This window comes from Telluria sp. ZB4P34 (assembly GCF_059686055.1).
In genome coordinates, this window is sequence record NZ_JCASIF010000002.1 from 247,844 (window position 1) to 268,790 (window position 20,947).

18 protein-coding genes are annotated in these 20,947 nt (G+C 67.7%); 2 read left to right on the forward strand and 16 right to left on the reverse strand.

The window, feature by feature from the left end:
* Positions 1 to 166: 166 nt before the first annotated feature.
* The 10 genes from phoR to alr all read right to left on the reverse strand — a co-directional run bounded on the left by phoR (position 167) and on the right by alr (position 10,121).
* A complete protein-coding gene (phoR, locus tag AC56KL_RS05605) occupies positions 167 to 1,459 on the reverse strand; it encodes a phosphate regulon sensor histidine kinase PhoR (RefSeq protein ID WP_497179421.1) in 1,293 nt (430 codons plus the stop codon).
* Positions 1,460 to 1,494: 35 nt separating this feature from the next.
* Positions 1,495 to 2,181 (reverse strand): response regulator, encoded by a 687-nt coding sequence (locus AC56KL_RS05610; protein WP_497179167.1) that lies wholly within the window; start codon positions 2,179 to 2,181, stop codon positions 1,495 to 1,497.
* Between the two features lie 4 nt (positions 2,182 to 2,185).
* A complete protein-coding gene (phoU, locus tag AC56KL_RS05615) occupies positions 2,186 to 2,887 on the reverse strand; it encodes a phosphate signaling complex protein PhoU (RefSeq protein ID WP_497179168.1) in 702 nt (233 codons plus the stop codon).
* A gap of 50 nt (positions 2,888 to 2,937) precedes the next feature.
* On the reverse strand, positions 2,938 to 3,732 hold the full coding sequence (gene pstB / locus AC56KL_RS05620) for a phosphate ABC transporter ATP-binding protein PstB (RefSeq protein WP_497179169.1): 795 nt from the start codon (positions 3,730 to 3,732) through the stop codon (positions 2,938 to 2,940).
* Between the two features lie 18 nt (positions 3,733 to 3,750).
* Positions 3,751 to 4,608 carry a phosphate ABC transporter permease PstA gene (gene pstA, locus AC56KL_RS05625; protein ID WP_497179170.1) on the reverse strand — a complete coding sequence of 286 codons (858 nt, stop codon included), beginning with the start codon at positions 4,606 to 4,608 and terminating at the stop codon, positions 3,751 to 3,753.
* The gene (gene pstC / locus AC56KL_RS05630; protein ID WP_497179422.1) at positions 4,608 to 5,540 is read right to left on the reverse strand and encodes a phosphate ABC transporter permease subunit PstC; all 933 of its coding nucleotides are present in this window, start codon (positions 5,538 to 5,540) and stop codon (positions 4,608 to 4,610) included. The genes pstA and pstC overlap by 1 nt, the downstream gene beginning before the upstream one ends.
* Before the next feature lie 168 nt (positions 5,541 to 5,708).
* Positions 5,709 to 6,746 (reverse strand): phosphate ABC transporter substrate-binding protein PstS, encoded by a 1,038-nt coding sequence (gene pstS, locus AC56KL_RS05635; RefSeq protein WP_497179171.1) that lies wholly within the window; start codon positions 6,744 to 6,746, stop codon positions 5,709 to 5,711.
* Positions 6,747 to 7,268: 522 nt separating this feature from the next.
* Positions 7,269 to 7,589, reverse strand: a complete 321-nt coding sequence (locus AC56KL_RS05640; RefSeq protein WP_497179172.1) for a PilZ domain-containing protein — start codon at positions 7,587 to 7,589, stop codon at positions 7,269 to 7,271.
* Between the two features lie 56 nt (positions 7,590 to 7,645).
* Positions 7,646 to 9,022 (reverse strand): DNA repair protein RadA, encoded by a 1,377-nt coding sequence (gene radA, locus AC56KL_RS05645; protein WP_497179173.1) that lies wholly within the window; start codon positions 9,020 to 9,022, stop codon positions 7,646 to 7,648.
* Positions 9,015 to 10,121, reverse strand: a complete 1,107-nt coding sequence (gene alr, locus AC56KL_RS05650; protein WP_497179174.1) for an alanine racemase — start codon at positions 10,119 to 10,121, stop codon at positions 9,015 to 9,017. The genes radA and alr overlap by 8 nt, the downstream gene beginning before the upstream one ends.
* A 149-nt stretch (positions 10,122 to 10,270) precedes the next feature.
* Here alr and lplT point away from each other — a divergent pair, with 149 nt between their 5' ends.
* Positions 10,271 to 11,533 (forward strand): lysophospholipid transporter LplT, encoded by a 1,263-nt coding sequence (gene lplT / locus AC56KL_RS05655; RefSeq protein ID WP_497179175.1) that lies wholly within the window; start codon positions 10,271 to 10,273, stop codon positions 11,531 to 11,533.
* A 133-nt stretch (positions 11,534 to 11,666) separates the two neighbouring features.
* Here the strand turns inward: lplT and AC56KL_RS05660 are convergent, their stop codons facing one another.
* From AC56KL_RS05660 to tsaB, 4 genes are read right to left on the reverse strand one after another with little or no spacing between them, the layout of a single operon-like run.
* Positions 11,667 to 12,644: a DUF1853 family protein gene (locus AC56KL_RS05660; protein WP_497179176.1), complete on the reverse strand. Its 978-nt coding sequence runs from the start codon at positions 12,642 to 12,644 to the stop codon at positions 11,667 to 11,669.
* The gene (locus AC56KL_RS05665) at positions 12,628 to 13,530 is read right to left on the reverse strand and encodes a uracil-DNA glycosylase (protein WP_497179177.1); all 903 of its coding nucleotides are present in this window, start codon (positions 13,528 to 13,530) and stop codon (positions 12,628 to 12,630) included. The genes AC56KL_RS05660 and AC56KL_RS05665 overlap by 17 nt, the downstream gene beginning before the upstream one ends.
* Before the next feature lie 10 nt (positions 13,531 to 13,540).
* Positions 13,541 to 14,029 carry a ribosomal protein S18-alanine N-acetyltransferase gene (rimI, locus tag AC56KL_RS05670; RefSeq protein WP_497179178.1) on the reverse strand — a complete coding sequence of 163 codons (489 nt, stop codon included), beginning with the start codon at positions 14,027 to 14,029 and terminating at the stop codon, positions 13,541 to 13,543.
* Positions 14,026 to 14,742, reverse strand: coding sequence for a tRNA (adenosine(37)-N6)-threonylcarbamoyltransferase complex dimerization subunit type 1 TsaB (gene tsaB, locus AC56KL_RS05675; RefSeq protein ID WP_497179179.1), 717 nt, complete (start codon positions 14,740 to 14,742; stop codon positions 14,026 to 14,028). The genes rimI and tsaB overlap by 4 nt, the downstream gene beginning before the upstream one ends.
* A gap of 90 nt (positions 14,743 to 14,832) precedes the next feature.
* Here tsaB and AC56KL_RS05680 point away from each other — a divergent pair, with 90 nt between their 5' ends.
* Positions 14,833 to 15,252 carry a thioredoxin family protein gene (locus tag AC56KL_RS05680; protein WP_497179180.1) on the forward strand — a complete coding sequence of 140 codons (420 nt, stop codon included), beginning with the start codon at positions 14,833 to 14,835 and terminating at the stop codon, positions 15,250 to 15,252.
* Positions 15,253 to 15,283: 31 nt separating this feature from the next.
* On the opposite strand, the gene AC56KL_RS05685 is transcribed toward AC56KL_RS05680, so the two are convergent.
* Together AC56KL_RS05685 and AC56KL_RS05690 are read right to left on the reverse strand one after the other, a co-directional pair.
* Positions 15,284 to 17,509 (reverse strand): xanthine dehydrogenase family protein molybdopterin-binding subunit, encoded by a 2,226-nt coding sequence (locus AC56KL_RS05685; protein ID WP_497179423.1) that lies wholly within the window; start codon positions 17,507 to 17,509, stop codon positions 15,284 to 15,286.
* 61 nt (positions 17,510 to 17,570) lie between these two features.
* Entirely contained in the window at positions 17,571 to 20,783 is a 3,213-nt protein-coding gene (locus tag AC56KL_RS05690; RefSeq protein WP_497179181.1) for a bifunctional diguanylate cyclase/phosphodiesterase, read from the reverse strand.
* Between the last annotated feature and the right edge of the window lie 164 nt (positions 20,784 to 20,947).

Here is a 20,947-nt window from a genome sequence, read left to right on the forward strand (position 1 = left end):
GCAAAGTTTCTCAACAATTCAACTCTGACCCTAATTGTTGGGCAATTTCAGCACGTAAGCAGGTCCGACGGTCGAGTCCAATTACCCGCAAAATTTACAATCTTTCCGAATTATCTGACTCTGACCCCAGAGGGCCCTGACCCCGGAGGGCCGGCCCGCCCCGCACCTAGCCCGGCAGCGAGGTATTCGGCAGCACCGCCGTAAACGTGCTCCCCTGCCCCGGCACCGAGCTGATCAGGAGACGCCCTCCGTGGCGGATCAGGACGTGCTTGACGATCGCCAGTCCGAGGCCCGTACCCTGGGTCTCGCGCGAGCGGCTCTTGTCTACCCGGTAGAAGCGCTCGGTGAGCCGGGAAATATGGATCGGCTCGATGCCGATGCCGCAGTCCGTCACGGAGAAGCGCAAATCGTCGGAGCCGCGCGTCCAGGCCAGGCGGATGGTGCCGCCGTCCGGCGAATACCGCACCGCGTTCGAGGCCAGGTTGGCGAAGGCGCTGCGTAGCTCTTCCAGGCTGCCCATCACGTCCGGCCCGTCCATGTCGACGGCGACCTGGTGCCGCCCGCCCGACAGGGCGCGCGCCTCCAGCGCCACCGACTCCACCATGGCCTTCATGTCGACCCGTTCGCGCCTGAGCGGGAATTCGTCCGATTCCAGGCGCGACAGGGTCAGCATGTCGCCGATCAGGCGCTGCATGCGGTGGGCCTGTTCCGTCATCAGGTTCAGGTGGGCGGTGCGGGTCGCCACGTCCAGGCCCGGATCGGACATGGCGATCTCGAGGAAGCCGACGATCACGGTGAGCGGCGTGCGCAGTTCATGCGAGGCATTGGCGATGAAGTCGCGCCGCATCGCCTCGATCCGCTCGGTATCGGTGGCGTCGTGCGTCACCAGGATCTGGCGCCGGTTCTCGAACGGGATGATGCGGCATTCGAGCTTGCGGCCGCGGAAGGACAGTGTCAGGGGCTGCTCGTAGCGGCCCAGGATCACGTAGTCGATGAATTCGGGATGGCGCACCAGGTTGGTCACGCGCAGGCCCTTGTCGCGCGCCATGGTGAGACCCAGGTGGCGCTCGGCCGCCTCGTTGCACCATTCGAGGAACAGCACGTCGTCCATGATCGCCACGCCTTCCGGCAGCAGCTGCATCGCCTGGCGGAAGCGCGCCAGCCATTCGGCCATCTCGGCCTGGTGGCGTTCGTCCTCGCGCCGCAGGCGGTACAGGCGCGCGAACACGTCGGTCCAGGCGCCCCAGCCGTCCGGCAGGCGGCTCGAGTGCGGGTTGTTCAGCCATTCGCCCAGCTCGTGCAGGTAGCGCAACTGGACGAACAGGGCGATGACGACCGCCGTCAATGCAAAGGCCAGTGCTTCGACCACCCCCGACATCCACCAGACGATGCCGGCGGCGGCGAACACCAGGCCCAGGCGCAGGACGGCCGGCACCCAGAACAGCAGCTTGGGATTCATCGAGCGCACGGCGGGCTCCCTGGCCAATGCGTCGCTCACTTCTCGGACAACATGTAGCCGACGCTGCGCACGGTGCGGATCAGGCCGTCGGCGCTCTTGAGGGCCTTGCGCAGCCGCAGCACATGCACGTCGACGGTGCGTTCCTCGATCACGGCGTGGTCGCCCCACACCTTGTCGAGCAGCTGGGCGCGCGAGAAAACGCGCTCGCGGTGCGCCATCAGGAACTTGAGCAGCTTGTACTCGGCATTGCCGATCTCGATCTGCCCGTTCTCGACCGTCACGGTGCAGCTGTTCGGGTCGAGCACCACGCTGCCTGCGCGCAGCGGCGCCTCGGCCAGGTGCGGGCTCTTGCGCCGCAACAGGGCGCGCGAGCGCGCCAGCAGCTCGCGCGGCGAGAACGGCTTGGTGACATAGTCGTCCGCGCCCGTGTTGAGGCCGGCGATCTTGTCTTCTTCCATGCTTTTCGCGGTCAGCATGATGACCGGGATGTCCTGGAAGTCACGGTCGCCACGCAGGCGCGACAGCAGGCGCAGGCCGCTCTGGTCGGGCAGCATCCAGTCGAGCAGCACCAGGTCCGGCCTGCGCCCCTTGATGCTGTCCCATGCACTGCCGACGGTGTCGGCAGTGCCGATGTCCCAGCCTGCCTCGCGCAGCGAATACTTCACCAGTTCGACGATCGCGGGTTCGTCTTCGACCACCAGCACGCGCGTGTTGTCCGCCATGCCGTCAGCCTGCAGGTTGTTCGATCACCACCGGCTTGCTGTGGCGGATGTCGCGGCCCTCGACCACGTAGATCACGTATTCGGCGATGTTCTTGGCATGATCGCCGATGCGCTCGATGGCCTTGGCCACCCACAGGGTATCCAGCGCCGACGAGATCGTGCGCGGGTCTTCCATCATGAAGGTGATCAGGTTGCGCAGGATGGTGCGGAACTCGTGGTCGACCACTTCATCGGCCGCGATCAGCTCCAGCGCCTGCCTGCCGTCCAGGCGGGCAAAGGCGTCCAGCGAGTCGTGCAGCAGGCTCGAAGTGGCCTTGGCGATGGTGCGCACCATGTCGTAATGGGCGAACGGGGTGCCGCCGCGCTCGTGCAGGCTCCTGGCCGTGCGCGCGATCTTCGAGGCTTCGTCGCCGATGCGTTCGAGATCGGTGATGACCTTGATGGTCGCCATCACGGTGCGCAGGTCGTTCGCGGTCGGCTGGCGGCGTACGATCAGGTGGCTGCAGGCGTCGTCCAGCTGCACTTCGAGCTGGTTGACGGCCTGGTCCTCGGCAATCACGCGCTCGGCGCGGGCCGCATCGCCCACGCGGAAGCACTCCAGCGCTTCGTCGAACGCGGTTTCCACCATGCCGCCCATCAGCAGGACCTTGGAACGAATCGCTTCCAGTTCCTGATCGTACTGTTTGGATGAATGCTCGCCCGTCATGTAAATCTCCTAATACGATTATATTGTTATCGTCACAGGGCTCTGGCCCATCAGCCGAAACGACCCGTGATGTAATCCTGGGTTTCTTTACGCGCCGGGTTCATGAAGATCTGGTCGGTTTCACCGAATTCGACCAGCTCGCCAAGATACATGTAGGCGGTGTAATCGGAACAGCGCGCCGCCTGCTGCATGTTGTGGGTCACGATGGTGATCGTGTAATCCTGCTTCAGCTCGCTGATCAGTTCCTCGATCTTGGCGGTCGAGATCGGGTCCAGCGCCGAGGTCGGTTCGTCCAGCAGCAGGACGTCGGGCTTGACCGCCACGCCGCGCGCGATGCACAGGCGCTGCTGCTGGCCGCCGGACAGGGACAGGCCGCTCTTGTTCAGCTTGTCCTTCGCCTCTTCCCACAGGGCGGCCTTCTTGAGCGCCCATTCGACCCGCTCGTCCATCTCGCCTTTCGACAGGTTCTCGTACAGGCGCACGCCGAAGGCGATGTTGTCGTAGATCGACATCGGGAACGGCGTCGGCTTCTGGAACACCATGCCCACTTTCGCGCGCAGCATGTTGACGTCGACGCCCGGTTCCAGGATGTTGCGGCCGCGGTACATGATCGAGCCCTCGGCGCGCTGCCCCGGATACAGGTCGTACATGCGGTTCAGGGTGCGCAGCAAGGTCGACTTGCCGCAGCCCGACGGGCCGATGAAGGCTGTTACCTGCCTGTCGTGGATGTCGAGCGAAACGTTCTTCAGGCTCTGCGTTTTACCGTAGAAGAAGTTCAGGCCCTGGATTTCGATCGTCTTGGCTCTGGCAGCGGCCGGCGCCTGGTTTTGCATAGCTTGGTTCATCACGGGTCAGTAGGTAGATTAACGCGGAGTTTTTTGGCTGAACATGGTCCGCGACAGGATGTTCAGCATCAACACGGTAAAGGTCACCAGCAGCGCCCCACCCCAGGCCAGCGAGCGCCAGTCGTCATAGGGGCTCATCGCATAGGTGTAGATCACCACAGGCAGGTTGGCCATCGGCTGGCTCATGTCGGTGCTGAAGAACTGGTTGTTCAGGGCGGTGAACAGCAGCGGCGCGGTTTCGCCGGCGACGCGCGCCACCGCCAGCAGCACGCCGGTGATCACGCCGGCCTTGACCGCGCGCAGGCGCACCGTCATCGCGACCTTCCAGTGCGGCGCGCCCAGGGCGTAGGCCGCTTCGAGCAGGCTGGTCGGCACCAGGCGCAGCATATTGTCGGTGGTGCGCACCACCACCGGCACCGCGATCAGGGACAGCGCGATGGAGCCTGCATAGCCGGCGAAATTGCCGACCTTGGCCACATACAGGGCGTAGACGAACACGCCGATCACGATCGACGGCGCCGACAGCATGATGTCGGTAACAAAACGCGTCACCTGGGCGAACCGGTTGTTCTCGCCGTACTCGGCCAGGTAGATGCCGGCCAGGATGCCGATCGGTGTGCTGACCAGGGTAGACAGGCCGACCATCATCAGGCTGCCCACGATGGCATTGCGCAGGCCGCCGGGGCTGCCGGGCGCCGGCGTGTCGGCCGTGAACAGGCTGAGCGACAGCCCGCCAAAGCCGTTGATCAGGAGCGTCGCCAGGATCCAGGCCAGGAAGGCCAGCCCGATGCCCATGGCGAGCACGGACAGCATGATGCCGATGCGGTGCGCCAGCAGGCGCTTGCGGTAGACGGGGTTTTTTGCGGTCGTGTTCATTATTTCGTACCTTCCTTGCGCGACATCCCGACCAGCATCAGTTTGGCTGCCGACAGCACGATGAAGGTGATGGCGAACAGGATCAGGCCCAGCGCGAACAGCGAGGACTGGTGCAGCGGCGTCGTGGCTTCGTTGAATTCGTTGGCCAGGGTCGAGGAAATCGAATTGCCCGCCGAGAACAGCGACCAGGACAGGTCGTGGGCGTTACCGATCAGGAAGGTCACCGCCATGGTCTCGCCCAGGGCGCGGCCCAGGCCCAGCATCACGCCGCCGACCACGCCGTTGCGGGTATAAGGCAGCACGATCTTGCGCACGACTTCCCATTTGGTGCAGCCGAGGCCGTATGCGGACTCCTTGAGCACGGTCGGCACGATCTCGAACACGTCGCGCATCACCGAGGCGATGAAGGGAATGATCATGATGGCCAGGATCAGGCCGGCGGTCAGGATGCCGATGCCCATGATCGGGCCCTGGAACAGCAGGCCGATCACCGGCAGCTGGCCGATGGTGGATTTCAGCAGCGGCTGGACGTGGTCGGCGAACAGCGGCGCGAACACGAAGAAGCCCCACATGCCGTAGATAATCGACGGCACGCCGGCCAGCAGTTCGACCGCGGTGCCGAGCGGGCGGCGCAGCCACACCGGGCAGATCTCGGTGAGGAAGAGCGCGATGCCGAAGCTGATCGGGAAGGCCACCGCCAGCGCGATGATCGAGGTGGCAAGCGTGCCCCAGATCGCGATCAGCGCGCCGTACTGGTCGCCGACCGGATCCCATTCGACGCGCGTGATGAAGCCGGGGCCGAATTCGCGGAAGGCCGGCGCCGCGCCGATCGCGAGCGAGACGATGATGCCGACCAGCACCAACAGGACCGACGCGGCGAACAGCAGCGTGATCTTGTGGAAGAAGAAGTCCTGCATCCGCTGCTTGCGCATGGTCTTGCGCAGGGCGGTGGATTGGTGGGCTGCATCGACCGCTGCCGGATCAGCCAAGTCCTTCAGCGCGACGGATGGTTGTACGCTCATAGCTATTTTGTCAATCTTTCTGGCAAGCGGAAGGGCTGGTTCGACCAGCCCTTCCCCGGCACGTCACGAATGGGGTGTTTACCAGACTGCCTTGCCCGAAGCATCCTTCAGGTTGGCGCGCCAGGCATCCCGCACCAGCTTGGCAACGCTGTCCGGCATTGGTACGTAATCCAGCTCGACCGCAGATGCGTCGCCGTTCTTGTAGGCCCAGTCGAAGAACTTCAGCACTTCCTTGGCGCGGTTGGCGTCAGGCTGGTTCTTGTGCACCAGGATGTAGGACACGCCGGTGATCGGCCAGCTCTGCTTGCCCGGCTGGTTGGTCAGCACGACGGCGAAGCCCGGGGTGCCGGTCCAGTTGGCGCCGGCTGCGGCCGCCTTGAAGGCTTCATCGTCCGGCTGCAGGAATACGCCGTCCTTGTTCTGGAGCTGGGTGTGCTGCATGCGGTTCTTCTTGGCGTAGGCCCATTCGACGTAGCCGATCGCGCCCTTGATGCGCTGCACGTTGGCGGCCACGCCTTCGTTGCCCTTGCCGCCCACGCCCACCGCCCACTTCACCGCGGTGCCGGAGCCGATCTTCGCTTTCCATTCCGGGCTGGTCTGGGCCAGGTAGTCGGTGAACAGGAAGGAGGTGCCCGAGCTGTCGGCGCGGCGCACCACGGTGATGTCGTCGCCAGGGAGCTTGACGCCCGGGTTCAGGGCGGCGATCTGCGGCGCATTCCACTTGGTGATCTTGCCCAGGTAGATGTCGGCCAGCACGGCGCCAGTCAGCTTCAACTGGCCCGGGGCGGCGCCCGGCAGGTTCACGACCGGCACCACGCCGCCCATGATGGCGGGGAACTGGAACAGGCCCGATGCGTTCAGCTCGGCGGCCGGCAGCGGCATGTCCGACGCGCCGAAGTCGACGGTCTTGGCCTTGATCTGCTTGATGCCCGCCCCCGAACCGACCGATTGGTAGTTCAGGCCGTTGCCCGATGCCTTCTGGTACAGCTCGGCCCATTTCGCATAGATCGGATAAGGGAAGGTGGCGCCGGCGCCGGTGATGTTGGCGGCCTGGGCGCTGGCAGCGATGGTCGAGGCAGCGAGGGCGATGGAGACAAACAGGTGCTTCATGCGCATGATGGATCCTTTTAGAAAGACTCGGGGAAGACCCCGTTCATTGACGCTGCGAAGTCTACTGGCCGAATATGACAAGTTCATGACAGATGTAATAATCCGTCGGGCGCGCGTAGTGTGCCCGGTTTTCGCCGGCCTGTCACATACTCCCTGCCCCTGGGCGTGCCATGCAGCGAGACGGACCCGGACGATACAAATATAGTCACGCCGCGGGCCCGCCGCCCTTGTAAATACCGAAGCTTCTGCTAAGCTGAAAGCGTGTTTTTCATAGGGAGGGGATGCTGAAAGGCGTTAGCGTGTATGTTCAGTATGATGATATATGGAATACTCAGCGGCCTGGCCGGGCTGGTAGCCTTCGAGATCTGGCAAGAGGTCCGTGGGAGCTCGGAAAAGTTGCACGATCACTATCACGAATAGTGCCGACCCGGATCGCCGGGTCATGTCATGGAACGAACAAGCGGCGAGGCCCGATGGGCGCTCGCCGCTTCGTATTGTGACGCCGGCGCTCTGCCGTCGACGGCCCGGTTAGCGCAGGAAGCGCGCCACTGTCGTCGTCACCGCCAGGTCCGGGTTCAGGAACTGGAAGCCGACCTTGAATTCGCCATTGCTGAAAATGCAATACAGTGTCTTGGCGCGGGCGCTGATCGGAACGATCTTGCCGTCGACCAGCAGGTCGAAGTTGAGCTGGCCGGTCTGCCCGACGAGCACCGGGTCCGGCAGGTTGATGCTGACCCCGTTGGCGCCGAGATCGCTGGTACGCCCGCTGGTGGGCGGGGCGCCTTCCATGAGCACGCGCGCACGCGTGCGCAACACCTTGCGTTCGGATTTCCTCTGTTCTGCAAACACGTTACACCACTTCGTGGACTGATGAGCCAGACGGCATTATAGGATCTGGCGAGCGCTCAGTCCAATTCGCGCAGCTTGGTGAAGGCTTCGTCGATCCGCTCGACGGCGATGATAGTCATGCCCTCGATTTTTTGCTTGGGCACATTGGCTTTCGGGATCACGGCAATCGAGAATCCCAGCTTGGCCGCCTCCCGCAGGCGTTCCTGGCCGCGCGGCGCGGGACGGATCTCGCCGGCCAGGCCGACTTCGCCGAACACCACCAGGCCGCGCGGCAGCGGCTTGTTGCGCATCGACGAGTTAATCGCCAGCAGCACGGCCAGGTCGGCCGCCGGTTCGGTGATCTTCACGCCGCCGACCGCGTTGATGAACACGTCCTGGTCGAAGGCCGCGATGCCGGCGTGGCGGTGCAGCACCGCCAGCAGCATGGCCAGCCGGTTCTGCTCCAGGCCGACCGACAGGCGGCGCGCATTCGGCAGGTGGCTGGCGTCGACCAGCGCCTGGATCTCGACCAGCAGCGGACGCGTGCCCTCCTGGGTCACCATCACGCAGGAACCCGGCACCTGGCTGTCGTGCTGCGACAGGAACAGCGCCGAGGGGTTCGACACGCCCTTCAGCCCTTTCTCGGTCATGGCGAACACGCCCAGCTCGTTGACGGCGCCGAAGCGGTTCTTGATGGCGCGCACCAGGCGGAAGCTGCTCTGGGTGTCGCCCTCGAAGTACAGCACGGTGTCGACGATGTGCTCGAGCACGCGCGGGCCGGCCAGCGCGCCCTCTTTCGTCACGTGGCCGACCAGGATGATGGTCACGCCGGTCTGCTTGGCCACCCGGGTGAGCTGGGCCGCGCATTCGCGCACCTGGGCCACCGAGCCCGGGGCCGAGGTGAGCGCGTCCGAGTACAGGGTCTGGATCGAATCGATCACGGCCACTTCGGGCTTCAGGTCCGCCAGGGTGCCGAGGATCTTTTCCAGCTGAATCTCGGCTTGGAAGTTGAGCTCGGACGAATCCACCGACAGGCGGCGCGCGCGCAGCGCGATCTGGGCGCCCGACTCCTCGCCGCTGACATACAAGGTGTTGCGGGTAGCGGCCAGGTTGGCCAGCGCCTGCAGCAGCAGGGTCGACTTGCCGATGCCCGGGTCGCCGCCGATCAGCACCACGCCGCCGGCCACCAGGCCGCCGCCCAGCACGCGGTCGAATTCCTCGATGCCGGTGCCGAAGCGCGGCACGTCGAGCGCGTCGATATCCTTCAGGGACAAGACCGGCGCCGTCTGCGCCAGCGCCTTGTGCTGGCTTTGGGACATGCGGTTGACGCCGGGGGCGTCCGCCACGGTTTCGACCATCGTGTTCCAGGCCTTGCAGTCCGGGCACTGGCCGGACCAGCGGGCGGCGCTCGCGCCGCACTCGCTGCACACAAAAGAGGTACGTGACTTAGCCATCGCTTCCCATTCTTCCTTCGTTCACGCGCACCCGCGGGGCGAGTGCGCACATCAGTTCATAGCCGATGGTGCCGGCGGCCTGGGCCACCTCGTCGATCGGCAGGCCGTCGCCCCACAGCGTGACCTTGCTGCCCACGCGCGCATTGGCGATCGGGGTCAGGTCCACGGTCATCATGTCCATCGACACACGGCCCACCAGGGTGGTCCGCCTGCCTTCGACGATCACTGGCGTGCCGTGCGGCGCGTGGCGCGGGTAGCCGTCGGCATAGCCGCAGGCCACCACGCCCACCGTCATCGGCCCGGCCGCCTCGAAGCGGCTGCCGTAGCCCACCGTGTCTCCCGGCCCGATGTGCTGGATGCCGATGATCTCGGAGCGCAGCGTCATGGTCGGGCGCAAGTCATGGTCGAGCGCGCTGCGCCCGCCCGGCGTGCCGCCGTACAGCATGATGCCCGGGCGCACCCAGTCGTTCGACAGCAGCCCGCCCAGCTCGGCCCCGTGCAGCACCCCGCCGGAGTTCGACAGGCTGCGCTCGCCCGGCAGCCCGTCCGCGCCGAACTGGAAGCGGCGCACCTGCTCGGCCATGGTCAGGCGCGGATGCTCCAGTTCGTCCGCATTGGCGAAATGGGTCATGTGGGTGATGTGGCGCACGTCGGGAATGGCGCGCAGGCGCTTGTAGGCGGCCGCGTACTCGTCCGGGCGGAAACCCAGGCGGTTCATCCCCGTGTTCATCTTCAGGTGCACGTCGATCGGGCGGAAGTGCCGGGTATATTCCAGCATCTTGACCTGCTCGATATTGTGCACTGTGCTGTTGATATTGTGCTCGGCCAGCAGGGGCAGGTCGGCGGCGTCGAAAATCCCCTCGAGCAGCAGGATCGGCTTGACCCAGCCCGCCTCGCGCAACTGCAGCGCGCCTTCGGTCTCGACCAGGGCCAGGCCGTCGGCCTGGGCAAAGCCGCGCATGCCGCGTTCCAGGCCATGGCCGTAGGCGTTGGCCTTGACGACGGCCCACACCCGGGCCAGCGGCGCGCACGAGCGCACCCGCGACAGGTTGTGCTGCATCGAATCGAGGTGGATGGTGGCGGAGAGCGGGCGGGGCATCGTCAAGGACCGGCATCGCGGCGATCGTCTGGGGAGCCCTCCATTTTACCGGACCGGGCAAAAGCCTGCTGCTGACAAGGCGCGTTTTCTTTAAGTGCGGAGACCATTCATGGTATAAAGCAACTCGGACCAGTTTTTACTCTTTTCGAATGAACCGTGGTTTTTATACCATCATGGCGGCGCAGTTCTTCTCGTCGCTGGCAGACAATGCGCTTCTCTTTGTTGCGATCAGTCTGCTGACGTCGATGAACGCCCCGGCTTCGCTGACCCCGCTGCTGAAGCTGTCATTCGTCCTCTTCTACGTGCTGCTGGCCGCCTTCGTGGGCGCCTTCGCCGATTCGCTGCCCAAGGGCCGCGTGATGTTCATCGCGAACCTCATCAAGATTTCCGGCTGCGCGCTGATGTATTTCGCGGTGCACCCGCTGCTGGCCTATGCCGTCGTCGGCTTCGGCGCGGCCGTCTACTCCCCCGCCAAGTACGGCATCCTGACCGAGCTGCTGCCGCCCGAGAAGCTGGTGCCCGCCAACGGCTGGATCGAGGGCCTGACGGTGATGTCGATCATCCTGGGCACCGTGATGGGCGGCGCCCTGGTGGGCGAGCGCGCCAGCGCCTGGCTGCTCGGCTTTGACTTCCCCGGCATGAACACCGGCATCGACACCGCGGCCGAAGCGGCGATGGCGGTGGTGGTGGGCATCTATATACTGGCTGCCCTGTTCAACCTGCGCATCCCCGATACCGGCGCCCGCTACGAGCACCAGGAGCGCAACCCGGCCAAGCTGATCGCCGACTTCGCCAACTGCTCGGCCACCCTGTGGCGCGACAAGCTGGGCCAGATCTCGCTGGCCGTCACCACCCTGTTCTGGGGCGCGGGCGCAACCTTGCAGTTCATCGTGCTGAAGTGGGCCGAGCGCTCGCTGCACATGCCGCTCGAGAAAGCCACCAACCTGATCGGCGTGGTCGCGATCGGCGTGGCCCTGGGCGCGGCGATGGCGGCGCGCATGATCCCGCTGCGCAAGTCGCTCACCGTGATCCCGCTCGGGATCATCATGGGCCTGGTCGTGTGCAGCATGGTCTTCGTGACCACGGTCAGCCTGGCCTACCCGCTGCTGGCCCTGATCGGCTTCCTGTCGGGCTTCTTCGTGGTGCCGATGAACGCACTGCTGCAGCACCGCGGCCACGTGCTCATGAGCGCGGGCCACTCGATCGCGGTCCAGAATTTCAACGAGAACCTGTCGATCCTGACCATGCTGGCCCTGTACGCCATCATGATCACGCTGAACCTTGACCTGGACATCATCATCCTGATGTTCGGGATGTCGGTGGCCGGCATCATGTACCTGATCGGGCGCCGCCACGCCGCCAACCAGCGCGAGCACGATTCGCTGGCGCTGATCGGCGAAGGAAAACACTGATACGCCAGACGTATCACAGAGGCTAAATCCGAATGTTTGGCGTATCACGCTTCGCCGACCGCGCGCTCAACTAGCGGAAGCCGTGTCGCTGCCCATGCCCGAGCTGGACGCGCGGTCGGCAGCGCCGACCACCCTACACTGCTTTCACCATTCTTCTGGCCGCAGCGCGCTCGCGCCAGTCGTCCGGGACGATGAAGCCGCGCTCGACCTCCTCCACGCTGGCGGCCACCAGGCCGGGCACATGCCGCACCCGCGCCACCAGCACCGGCGTGGACGATGTCTCGAACTGCGCCGACAGTTCGGCGTGCAGCTGGGCGCGGTTCAGGGTCGGGGTGTCCGCGGCGGCGCGCAGGGGCGCCAGCCACTGCAGGCGCGGCAGGATCACGAACGCGTCGCCGTCCAGGCCCTCGATCTCGCCGACGGCGCACCAGAAGCCGCGGCAGTGGCCGGCGGCGATGCCGCGCATTCGCGGCCAGCTGCCTGCGGGGTAGAACAGCCAGCCCTTGACCAGCGCCCGCGCCCTGGCCACGGGGCGCGGCAGCAAGGCCTGCGCGGCCGGATGCGCGCCCAGGCTGAGCTGGCGCTCGAACACCTTGCGCATCTTGTGGCCGAGGCTGTCGGCCAGGTTGGGGCCGACGAGGGCACTCAGTTGCCACCCCTGTTCCTGCCCGCCCTCCCCGTCCAGCAAATAGAACTTGGTGGCGAACTCGATGTGCTCGACCGCCTCCGGGCCGTCGTCCAGCAGGAAGTCGAATTCGCCCACCGTGTCGTTGCGGCTGGCACGCACCTGCAGGCCGTGCGCGACCAGGCGGCCCTGCTGTTCGAAATAGAAGGCCATCAGCTTTTCTGCGTACAGGCCGAGGCGTGTGTAGACCCTGGCGCCGAGGGCGTCGTCGAGCGGGGAAGGATCGCGGTCGAGCCGCGCCAGCCAGTCGGCCAGCGCCGGACCCGGCTCGTCCAGGGTGGCGATGCGGCCGGCCCACAGCGGATCGTCGGCGTCGAGCAGGTCGGGCGCGTCGAGCAGCCAGGCCAGCGCCCGCACCCGCGCGTGCCGCAGGTGGCCCCAGCGGCGGTGGAAACCCTGCTGGTAGGTGTCAGCCGGCGCGTCCATCGGCGCGTTCGCCCGCATGCCTGGCCTGGCACAGGTCGGCCCAGGCCAGCGCCTTGTCGGCGCCCCGGCGCAGCAGCTCGCCAGGATGCAGGGTGGCCACCAGCGCAGCCTCGCCCAGGCGGTGGACGGCGCCGCGCGAACCGGCCAGCGGCTCCGACAGCGGCTTGCCGAGCAGGCCGTTGGCGGCTACCTGGCCCAGCGTCAGCACGGTGGCCGCGCCGCAGAGTTCCCGTTCGCGCTCCAGGAAGGGGCGGCAGGCCGCCACTTCCTCGGCGCTGGGCGCACGGTCGCCGCCACTGGCGTTGGCGGGGCGGCACTTGACCAGGGTGGTGACGTAGACATCCTCGGCGCGCGACATGCCGACCGCGAGCAGCATGTTGTCGAGCAGCTTGCCGGCCTCGCCGGTGAGCGGCTGCCCGGCCTTTTCGTCGGCCGCGCTGGCGGTGCCGGCGGCGACCAGCCAGCGCGCCTGGCGCGCGCCGCTGCCGGAGACGGGCTTGCGGCCTTCGCTGCAGGCGCTGCAATGGCGGCAGCCCGCGATGGCCTGGCGCAGGGAGGGCCAGTCCATGCCGGACAGGTCCGGCCGTGCCGGCTCGGCCGCCTCGCCCCAGGCGCTGTCGGCGGCCGCGGGCGGGGTCCAGGCCGGCCGCACAGGCGCTTCGGCAACCTGGCGCGGCATCGGTGGCGGAGCCAGCGGCTGAGGCCGGGCCGGTGCCTGGGCCGGCGCCGCCTGCACGGGCGCGGCGGCTGCCGCAAGCGGCACGGCCTGCGCCACGGCTTCGGGTTCGGCAGCCGCAGCGTCGCCCGGCGCGCTGCGCAGGCTCCACAGCGGGCCGATGCCCATCTCGGCCAGGAAGGCCGCGTCGCGTTCGCTCAGGCGGTTCACCGGTTCATCCTCACAGGTCGATCCTCATCACGATGGCGTCCTCACGCTGCCCGCCGTGCGCCGGGTAGTAGCCCTTGCGGCGGCCGATCTCGCGGTAGCCATAGCGGCGATACACCGTCAGCGCGCGCTCGTTGGACGGGCGCACTTCCAGCAGCACCGAGGCCATGCCCTGCTCCCTGGCGCGCGCACCAATGCGGTCGAGCAGGCGGCGCCCCAGGCCCCGGCCCTGCAAGCCGGCGGCCAGCGCCACGTCGAGCAGGTGCGCTTCGTCGACCGCATACATCAGGAGGTAATAGCCGGCCAGCCCGCCGCCCGCGTCGCGCGCGGTCCAGGCATCGTAGCCGCTGGCCAGCGAATCGGTAAAATTGGCGCGGCTCCACGGATGCGGGAACACGCTGCATTCAAGGGCGTGCACCTCGTCCACGTCGGCCGCCGTCATCGGGGCAAATACCAGGCCTGCAGGGTTCACGACGGCCGGATGCTCGTGCACGGCCGTCATGCCCCGGCCTTTGCCGCATTGATGGCCTGGCGCTCGGCGCTGGTGAAGGCCACCTTGTTGCGCAGGTAGAGCGGCTGGGCCTGGGCGGCAGGCAGCGCCAGCCCGTCGGCAAGCTTCACGGCCGCCAGCCGCGCCATCTCGCGCGCATGCGGCAAGATGTCGTCCAGCGCCCCGGCTGCGAACGGCTTGCCCGCAAAGGCGTCCGGATAGGCGGAAAAGCCGTTGCCGCAGGCGGCCAGGTTTGCGGCCGGCACGGGTTCCAGGTCGTGCGGCGCGCACAGGGCCGGCGCGGCCACCTCGATCCAGGCGCCGCGGGCGGCGTCGTGGCGGTACTGCGCCCAGTACACCTCGCCCATGCGCGCGTCCAGCACGGCCAGCACCTCGGTCGCGCCGCTACGGGCGCGGCAGCTCTCGGCCATCGCCTCCAGCGTCACCAGGGGCAGCACCGGCAGGCCGGCGCCGAAGGCCAGGCCCTGGGCCACGCCGCAGGCGGTGCGCACGCCGGTGAAGGAGCCGGGACCGGCCCCGAACGCGACGGCGTCGCAATCGGCCAGCCGCAGGCCGGCCTCGCGCAGCAGTTCCTGCACCATCGGCAGGACGGATTGCGAATGGGTGCGCACGCCGCTGGTGGCGCGGGCATGGACGTGGTCCCCGGCCAGCAGCGCGCAAGAGGCGAGCTCGGACGAGGTTTCGATGGCGAGAATCGTGGGCATGCCGGTATTTTACCCGCTCGCCGGCTCCGCTGGCCACGGCGGACTTCCCTGATGCAACACAGGGCCGCGGCACGCGGTACAATCCGCCTCATGCAAAGCCTGACCCTGGATTCCGACAACCGCGCGGCCGTCGCGGCCGCGATGCGCGGCGACGCCCTGACGGTCGCCTGCCTGTGCGCCGCGTGGTGCGGCACCTGTTCGACCTACCGCGCCACCTTCGAAGAACTGGCGCAGCGCCACCCCGACAAGACCTTCGTCTGGATCGACATCGAAGACCAGGCCGACGTGGTAGGCGAGCTCGACGTGGAAAACTTCCCGACCCTGCTGGTGCAGCGCGGCGACACGGTTGCCTTTTTCGGCACCGTCGTGCCCGACGGCGCGGTGGCCGAGCGCCTGGTGCAGGCCCAGTTCGACGCCACGCCGGACGAGCTGGCGCGCCTGGCCGCCTCCAGCGAAGAGCGGCGCGGCTGGCAGCGCGACTGCAACCTGCGGATGCTGCTGGCCGGCTAAAGGCCCGGCCGGAAGCGTCAGTCGATACGCTTCAGTCCAGGCGCAGCGGCAGGCTGCGCAGCCGCTGCCCGGTGAGCCGGAATACGGCCGACGCCACCGCCGGCGCCACCGGCGGCACGGCCGGCTCGCCCACGCCTTCCGGGTGCGCGCTGCTGGGCATCACGATGGTTTCCACCAGCGGCGCCTCATTCAGGCGCAGCACCGGGTAGTCGCCGAAGTTCGACTGCTGTACCCGTCCGTCCTTCAGGCTGATCTCGCCGTAGAGCGCGGCCGACAGTCCGAACAGCACCCCCGACTCCACCTGCTGCGCCACGATGTTGGGATTGACCGCCAGGCCGCAGTCGATCGCGCACACCACCCGGTGCACGCGAATCTGCCTGCCGTCCACCGATACTTCGGCCACCTGGGCCACCGTGCTGCCGAACGAGCGGTGCAGGGCGACGCCATGGGCGCGTCCTTGCGCCGGCCGCCCGGCCCTGGCCACCGCCGCGTCCAGCACGGCCAGCGCGCGCGGATGGCCGCGCAGCAGCGTGCGCCGCAGCGCCACGGCGTCGCGCCTGGCCGCATGCGCCACCTCGTCGAGGAAGGCCTCCTTGAAGAATGCATTGTGCGAATGGCCCACCGAGCGCCAGTAGCCGATCGGCACCGGGCTGTCCACGGTCACGTGGGCGATGCGCTGGTTGGCGATCGCGTACTGCATGTCGTAGGCGCCTTCGGCCGTGGTCTTGTCCGGCCCCACGCCCGGCAGGCCGAGGTTGCGCGGAAAATACTGGTGGCCGATGGCGCCGCCGGCCGATTTGCTGTCCCAGGCCAGGATGTTGCCCTCCGCATCGAGGTGGGCGCGCAGGCGCGCCAGCGCGGCCGGACGGTATACGTCGTGAGTGGTGTCGTCCTCGCGCGACCAGATCAGCTGCACCGGCTTGCCGCCGGTCGCCAGCGCCACCGTCACCGCCTGCGCCACCATGTCGGCTTCCAGCCGGCGGCCGAAACCGCCACCCAGCAGCATCACCTCGATCGATACCGCCGCGCGGTCGACGCCGGCCACACGGGCGGCCACGTCCACCGCCACGCTCGGCACCTGGGTCGAGGCCCACAGGCGCACACGGCCGTCCGCCACCTGGGCGGTGCAGTTGATCGGCTCCATCGCCGCATGCGCAAGATAGGGCGCGCGGTATTCGGCCGACACCGTCAGTGCCGCGCCTTTCACGTCCTGGACGCCGGTTTCGTGGTACACGTAGCCGCCCTCCTCGTCGAGGGCGCGCGCGAACCCGGCGAACAGCGCCGCGCTGTCGAGACGCGCCGATTCTCCCTCGTTCCAGGTGACCGGCAGCGCCTGCGCGGCCTGGCGCGCCTGCCACCAGCCGGCGGCAACCACCGCCACGCCGGCGCCGGCGCCGTTGCGCTCGCCGGGAGCGCCGGGCACCGGCACCACCGCCAGCACGCCCGGCATCGACGCCACCGCCGCGCGCTCGAAGGCGGCCAATGTGCCGCCCACCACCGGCGACATCTTCACCGCCGCGTACACCATGCCGGGCACGCGCGCGTCGATGCCGAAGCGCGCGGTCCCGTTGACCTTGGCGCGGCTGTCCAGTCGCGCCAGCGGCTTGCCGATCAGGCGAAAGTCGCGCGCTTCCTTCAGGCGCACGTCGCCGGCCTGGATGCCAGCCCCGGCCCGGGCCGCATGCGCGGCCAACGCGCCATAACCGGCGCGGCGGCCGTCGGGATGCAGCACGAAACCGTCTTCCGTGCGCAGGCGCGCCGCCGGAAGCTTCCACTGTTCGGCCGCGGCCTCGAGCAGCATGGCGCGCGCCACCGCGCCGGCCTCGCGCATCGGCGTCCAGGCGTCCTTCACGCTGGTGGAACCGCCGGTAAACATGATGCCCAGTTCGCGGCCCAGCTTGGCCATCAGCCACTGCGCGCCCTGGCGCGTGCGGCCCGCGTCGTCCGGGTGGAAGGGCAGGTTTTCGCGCAGCACCGTGAGGTTGGCGAAGATCTTGTCGATGGGAGCGGGAGCGATGCGCACGGCGGACATCGGCAGGTCCAGCTCCTCGGCCACCAGCATCGGCAGCGCGGTATGCACGCCCTGCCCCATCTCGCTACGCGGCACCACCACCGAGACCGTGCCGTCCCGGGCGATGGCGATCCAGCCGTTCAGCGCCACGGCATCACCATCCACCGGCAGCGGATTCGCCGTATGCAGGCGCTGGCGCGGCGGCTGCACGCCCCAGCCCACCAGCAGCGCACCGCCGGCCAGCAGGCCGCCCAGCAGGAAGCGGCGCCGCGCCGCGCCCCGTGTGCGATGCCCGCCCGGCGCGCCCTCAGGTGCTGCTTGCGGCGGATGCACCTGCCTCGTCCGATTCGTCGTCACCGTGTTCCTGTCCGTGTTGTTGTTCTTGTCCATGCGCCCAGCGCGCCAGTATATCGCCGGGGGCGACCGGCCGGCTGTAGAGGTAGCCCTGCGCATGGCGGCAGCCGTGGCGCAGCAGGAATGCCGCCTGCGCCTCGTTCTCCACGCCCTCCGCCACCACCGACAGGTTCAGGCTCTTGCCGAGCTGGATCACGGCAACCGCGATCGCCTCGTCGTTGGGATCGGTCGAGATGTCCTGGATGAAGCTGCGGTCGATCTTGAGGGTCTGGACCGGCAGCTGCCTCAGGTAGGCCAGCGACGAATAGCCGGTGCCGAAGTCGTCGATGGCCAGCCCCACGCCGACCGCACGCAGGTCCCTGATGCATTCCAGCGCGTCGCCGGACTGCATGATGACGGATTCCGTCACCTCCAGCTGCAGGCGTTCGGCCTCCAGCCCGGTGTCGCGCAGGACCGCCGCCACCGTCGGGGCGATGCCGCCGCGCTCGAACTGGCGCACCGACACGTTGACGGCGATCTTCGGCACCCGCAGGCCGGCCCGGTCCCAGGCGACCATCTGGCGGCAGGACTCGGCCAGCACCCACTGTCCCAGCTGGTTGATGAAGCCGGTGTCCTCGGCGACGGGGATGAAGCGCACCGGGGGCACGGAGCCCAGTTCCGGGTTTTCCCAGCGCACCAGGGCCTCGACCCCGACCAGGCGGCCGGTATCGATCTCGACCTGCGGCTGGTAATGGAGGAAGATCTCCCCCTTGTCGATCGCACGGCGCAGCAGCGACTCCAGGCGCAGCCGCAGGGCGCCCTCGCCGCTCATCGAGGCCGCATAGAACTGGTAGCCATTGCGGCCGCGCGCCTTGGCCTGGTACATCGCCACGTCGGCGTTGCGCACCAGGATATTCAGGTCGGCGCCGTCCTGTGGGAACAGGCTGATGCCGACGCTGCCGGTGACGAACAGCTCGTGGCCCGACACGGTGAAGGGCTGCTCGAACAGCGACATCAGCTTCTCGGCCACGTGGCCCGCGGCAAAAGCGCCGTCCACGTCTTCGAGCAGCACGATGAATTCGTCGCCGCCCAGGCGCGCCAGCGTGTCGCCATCGCGCAGGCAGCGGGTGAGCGCGATGGCCACCTGCTTGAGCAGCTCGTCGCCCACGTGGTGGCCAAGCGTGTCGTTGACGTTCTTGAAGCGGTCCAGGTCGATGAACAGCACGGCCAGCTGCTCGCCCTCGCGCGCGGCGCGCGCCATCGCGTGCTGCAGGCGGTCGTGGAACAGCAAGCGGTTCGGCAAGGCCGTCAACGGATCGTGATGGGCCAGGTGGTCGAGCTTGTCCTGCGACTCCTTGGCCCTGGTGATGTCGCTGAACACGCAGACATAGTGGGTGAGCACGTCGGCGTCGTTGCGCACCGCCGAGACGGTGAGCGACTCGAGGTAGGCGTCGCCGTTCTTGCGCGTCTCCCACAGTTCGCCGCGCCAGAAGCCGGTGTCGTCGAGGTCGCGCCACAAGCCCTGGTAGAAGGCTTCGTCGTGGCGCGTGGACAGCGCCAGGTTCGACTGCTGGCCGAGCGCCTCGCGTTCGGTATACCCGGTGATCTGGGTGAAGGCCGGATTGGTGGCGGCCACGCGCCCGCCCGCGTCGAGCACCATCACGCCGTCGGCGATGTGTTCGAGCACGGTGGCGGCCAGGCGCAGCTTCTCTTCGGCCAGCTTGCGTTCGGTGATGTCGGCAAACACCCAGATGCTGCCCTCGTCCGGGCGCGCCGCGTCGAGCGCACAGCCGCTGACCAGGAGCCAGAACACGCTGCCGTCGCGGCGGCGGAACTGCAGTTCCTCGCCGGCGTCGAGGCCGCCCGCGATGGTCGGCGCCTTCTCCTGCCACTTGCGCTCGAACTCGGCGCGGCCGGGGAACAGGATCGCGGTCGAGCAGCCGTCCATGCCGCCTTCGGCATAGCCGAACAGGGTTTCGGCGCGGCGGTTGGCCGAGACGATGCGGCGCTCGCGCACGAACACCACCCCGAACATGACGTTGTCCAGGATCGCCCCCTGCTCGGTGAGCAGGGCCTCGATGCGCATTTCGTCGTGCTTGCGTTCGCTGATGTCGTAGATGATGCCGTCGATGCGGAAATCCTCGCTGCCCCACCCGCCCTGCGGCGCGCCGCTTTCCAGCACCCAGCGCTCGATGCCGCCGGCGTCGATGATGCGGTACTCGACTTCGTAGGGGCCGCCGGACGCCAGCGCGTCGCCGGCGACGCGGCGGTGCATGCGCCGGTCCTCGGGGTGGATGATGCTGGCCCAGTCGTCGGTGGTGGCCAGCATGAAGCGCTCGGCGGGATAGCCCGAGATGTCCTCGATGGCGTCGCTGACGAAGTCGATGTGCCCGCCCGGGCGGGCGCGGAACACGGCGCCGGGCACCTGGGTGACGATGGTGCGGAACTGTTCCTCGCGCCGGCCGATGTCGGCGAACAGCTCGCCGATCGCCACGCGCATGCGCTCCATCTGGCTGCCCAGGCGGCCCAGTTCATCCTGCGCCTGCAGGGCCAGCGGGGTATCGAAGTCGCCGCGCGCGAGCCGGTCGGAGAACCCGGTCAGGAGGCGCAGGGGCGACAGCAGGCGGCGCTTGAGCAGCAGCGCGATCAGGAGCAGCGACACCGCCAGCTGGACCGCCAGCACCAGTGCATAGTTGCGCTGCTTGGCCCGCAGCTCCTGGTGGAAATCATGGTCGCCCATCTCGATCGCGACGTGGCCGATGGTCTGGCCGCGCATCACGATCCTGCGTTCCGCGCGATAGGCGCGCGCGCCCGGCGCCAGCGCCGCGCGCCGGTTGATGAATTCGGCCCGGGACGGGTCGCGCACTTCGACGTGCACCACGGCGGGGTCGCGCATGAAGGAATCGACCAGGGCGCGCGCCGCTTCCGGGTTCATGTCCCATAATGGCTGCTGGATGGCCAGCGCCAGCAGGTCGGCATTGCGCTGCAGTGCGTCGTTGAGCGTGCGGGCGGTCGATTCGCGCTCCTGCACGCCGATCAGGAAGTAGCCCCCGACCACGGCCGGTACGGCCATTCCGCCGAACACCACCAGCAGCAGCGCGCCATACAGCGAGCGGCCATACAGCTTGCGCAGCCTGGCGAAGAATCCGGCGACGGCGTCGCGCAGTTGAAAGCGTGGCAGGGACATCGGGTAGTGGCCTGTGCCCCGCCGCCCGGCAGGGATTATCGAAATGGTATGAGATCGATCCCATTATGCATCGGACGTTGCCATACGTCAGTAAATTGCACTATGTACACTGGGGCTGGCGGCCCAGGTGTCGGCAGGATGCGACAAGACTTGTTATGATTGAA

Excerpts from the sequence above, each read along its gene's own strand:
- AC56KL_RS05690 (WP_497179181.1), bottom strand. The coding sequence starts at position 20,783 with ATGTCCCTGCCACGCTTTCAACTGCGCGACGCCGTCGCCGGATTCTTC.
- rimI (WP_497179178.1), bottom strand. The coding sequence starts at position 14,029 with ATGACGGCCGTGCACGAGCATCCGGCCGTCGTGAACCCTGCAGGCCTG.
- pstS (WP_497179171.1), bottom strand. The coding sequence starts at position 6,746 with ATGCGCATGAAGCACCTGTTTGTCTCCATCGCCCTCGCTGCCTCGACC.
- AC56KL_RS05680 (WP_497179180.1), top strand. The coding sequence starts at position 14,833 with ATGCAAAGCCTGACCCTGGATTCCGACAACCGCGCGGCCGTCGCGGCC.
- AC56KL_RS05610 (WP_497179167.1), bottom strand. The coding sequence starts at position 2,181 with ATGGCGGACAACACGCGCGTGCTGGTGGTCGAAGACGAACCCGCGATC.
- lplT (WP_497179175.1), top strand. The coding sequence starts at position 10,271 with ATGAACCGTGGTTTTTATACCATCATGGCGGCGCAGTTCTTCTCGTCG.
- radA (WP_497179173.1), bottom strand. The coding sequence starts at position 9,022 with ATGGCTAAGTCACGTACCTCTTTTGTGTGCAGCGAGTGCGGCGCGAGC.
- AC56KL_RS05660 (WP_497179176.1), bottom strand. The coding sequence starts at position 12,644 with ATGGACGCGCCGGCTGACACCTACCAGCAGGGTTTCCACCGCCGCTGG.
- pstB (WP_497179169.1), bottom strand. The coding sequence starts at position 3,732 with ATGAACCAAGCTATGCAAAACCAGGCGCCGGCCGCTGCCAGAGCCAAG.
- pstC (WP_497179422.1), bottom strand. The coding sequence starts at position 5,540 with ATGCGCAAGCAGCGGATGCAGGACTTCTTCTTCCACAAGATCACGCTG.
- tsaB (WP_497179179.1), bottom strand. The coding sequence starts at position 14,742 with ATGCCCACGATTCTCGCCATCGAAACCTCGTCCGAGCTCGCCTCTTGC.
- phoU (WP_497179168.1), bottom strand. The coding sequence starts at position 2,887 with ATGACGGGCGAGCATTCATCCAAACAGTACGATCAGGAACTGGAAGCG.
- phoR (WP_497179421.1), bottom strand. The coding sequence starts at position 1,459 with ATGAATCCCAAGCTGCTGTTCTGGGTGCCGGCCGTCCTGCGCCTGGGC.
- alr (WP_497179174.1), bottom strand. The coding sequence starts at position 10,121 with ATGCCCCGCCCGCTCTCCGCCACCATCCACCTCGATTCGATGCAGCAC.
- pstA (WP_497179170.1), bottom strand. The coding sequence starts at position 4,608 with ATGAACACGACCGCAAAAAACCCCGTCTACCGCAAGCGCCTGCTGGCG.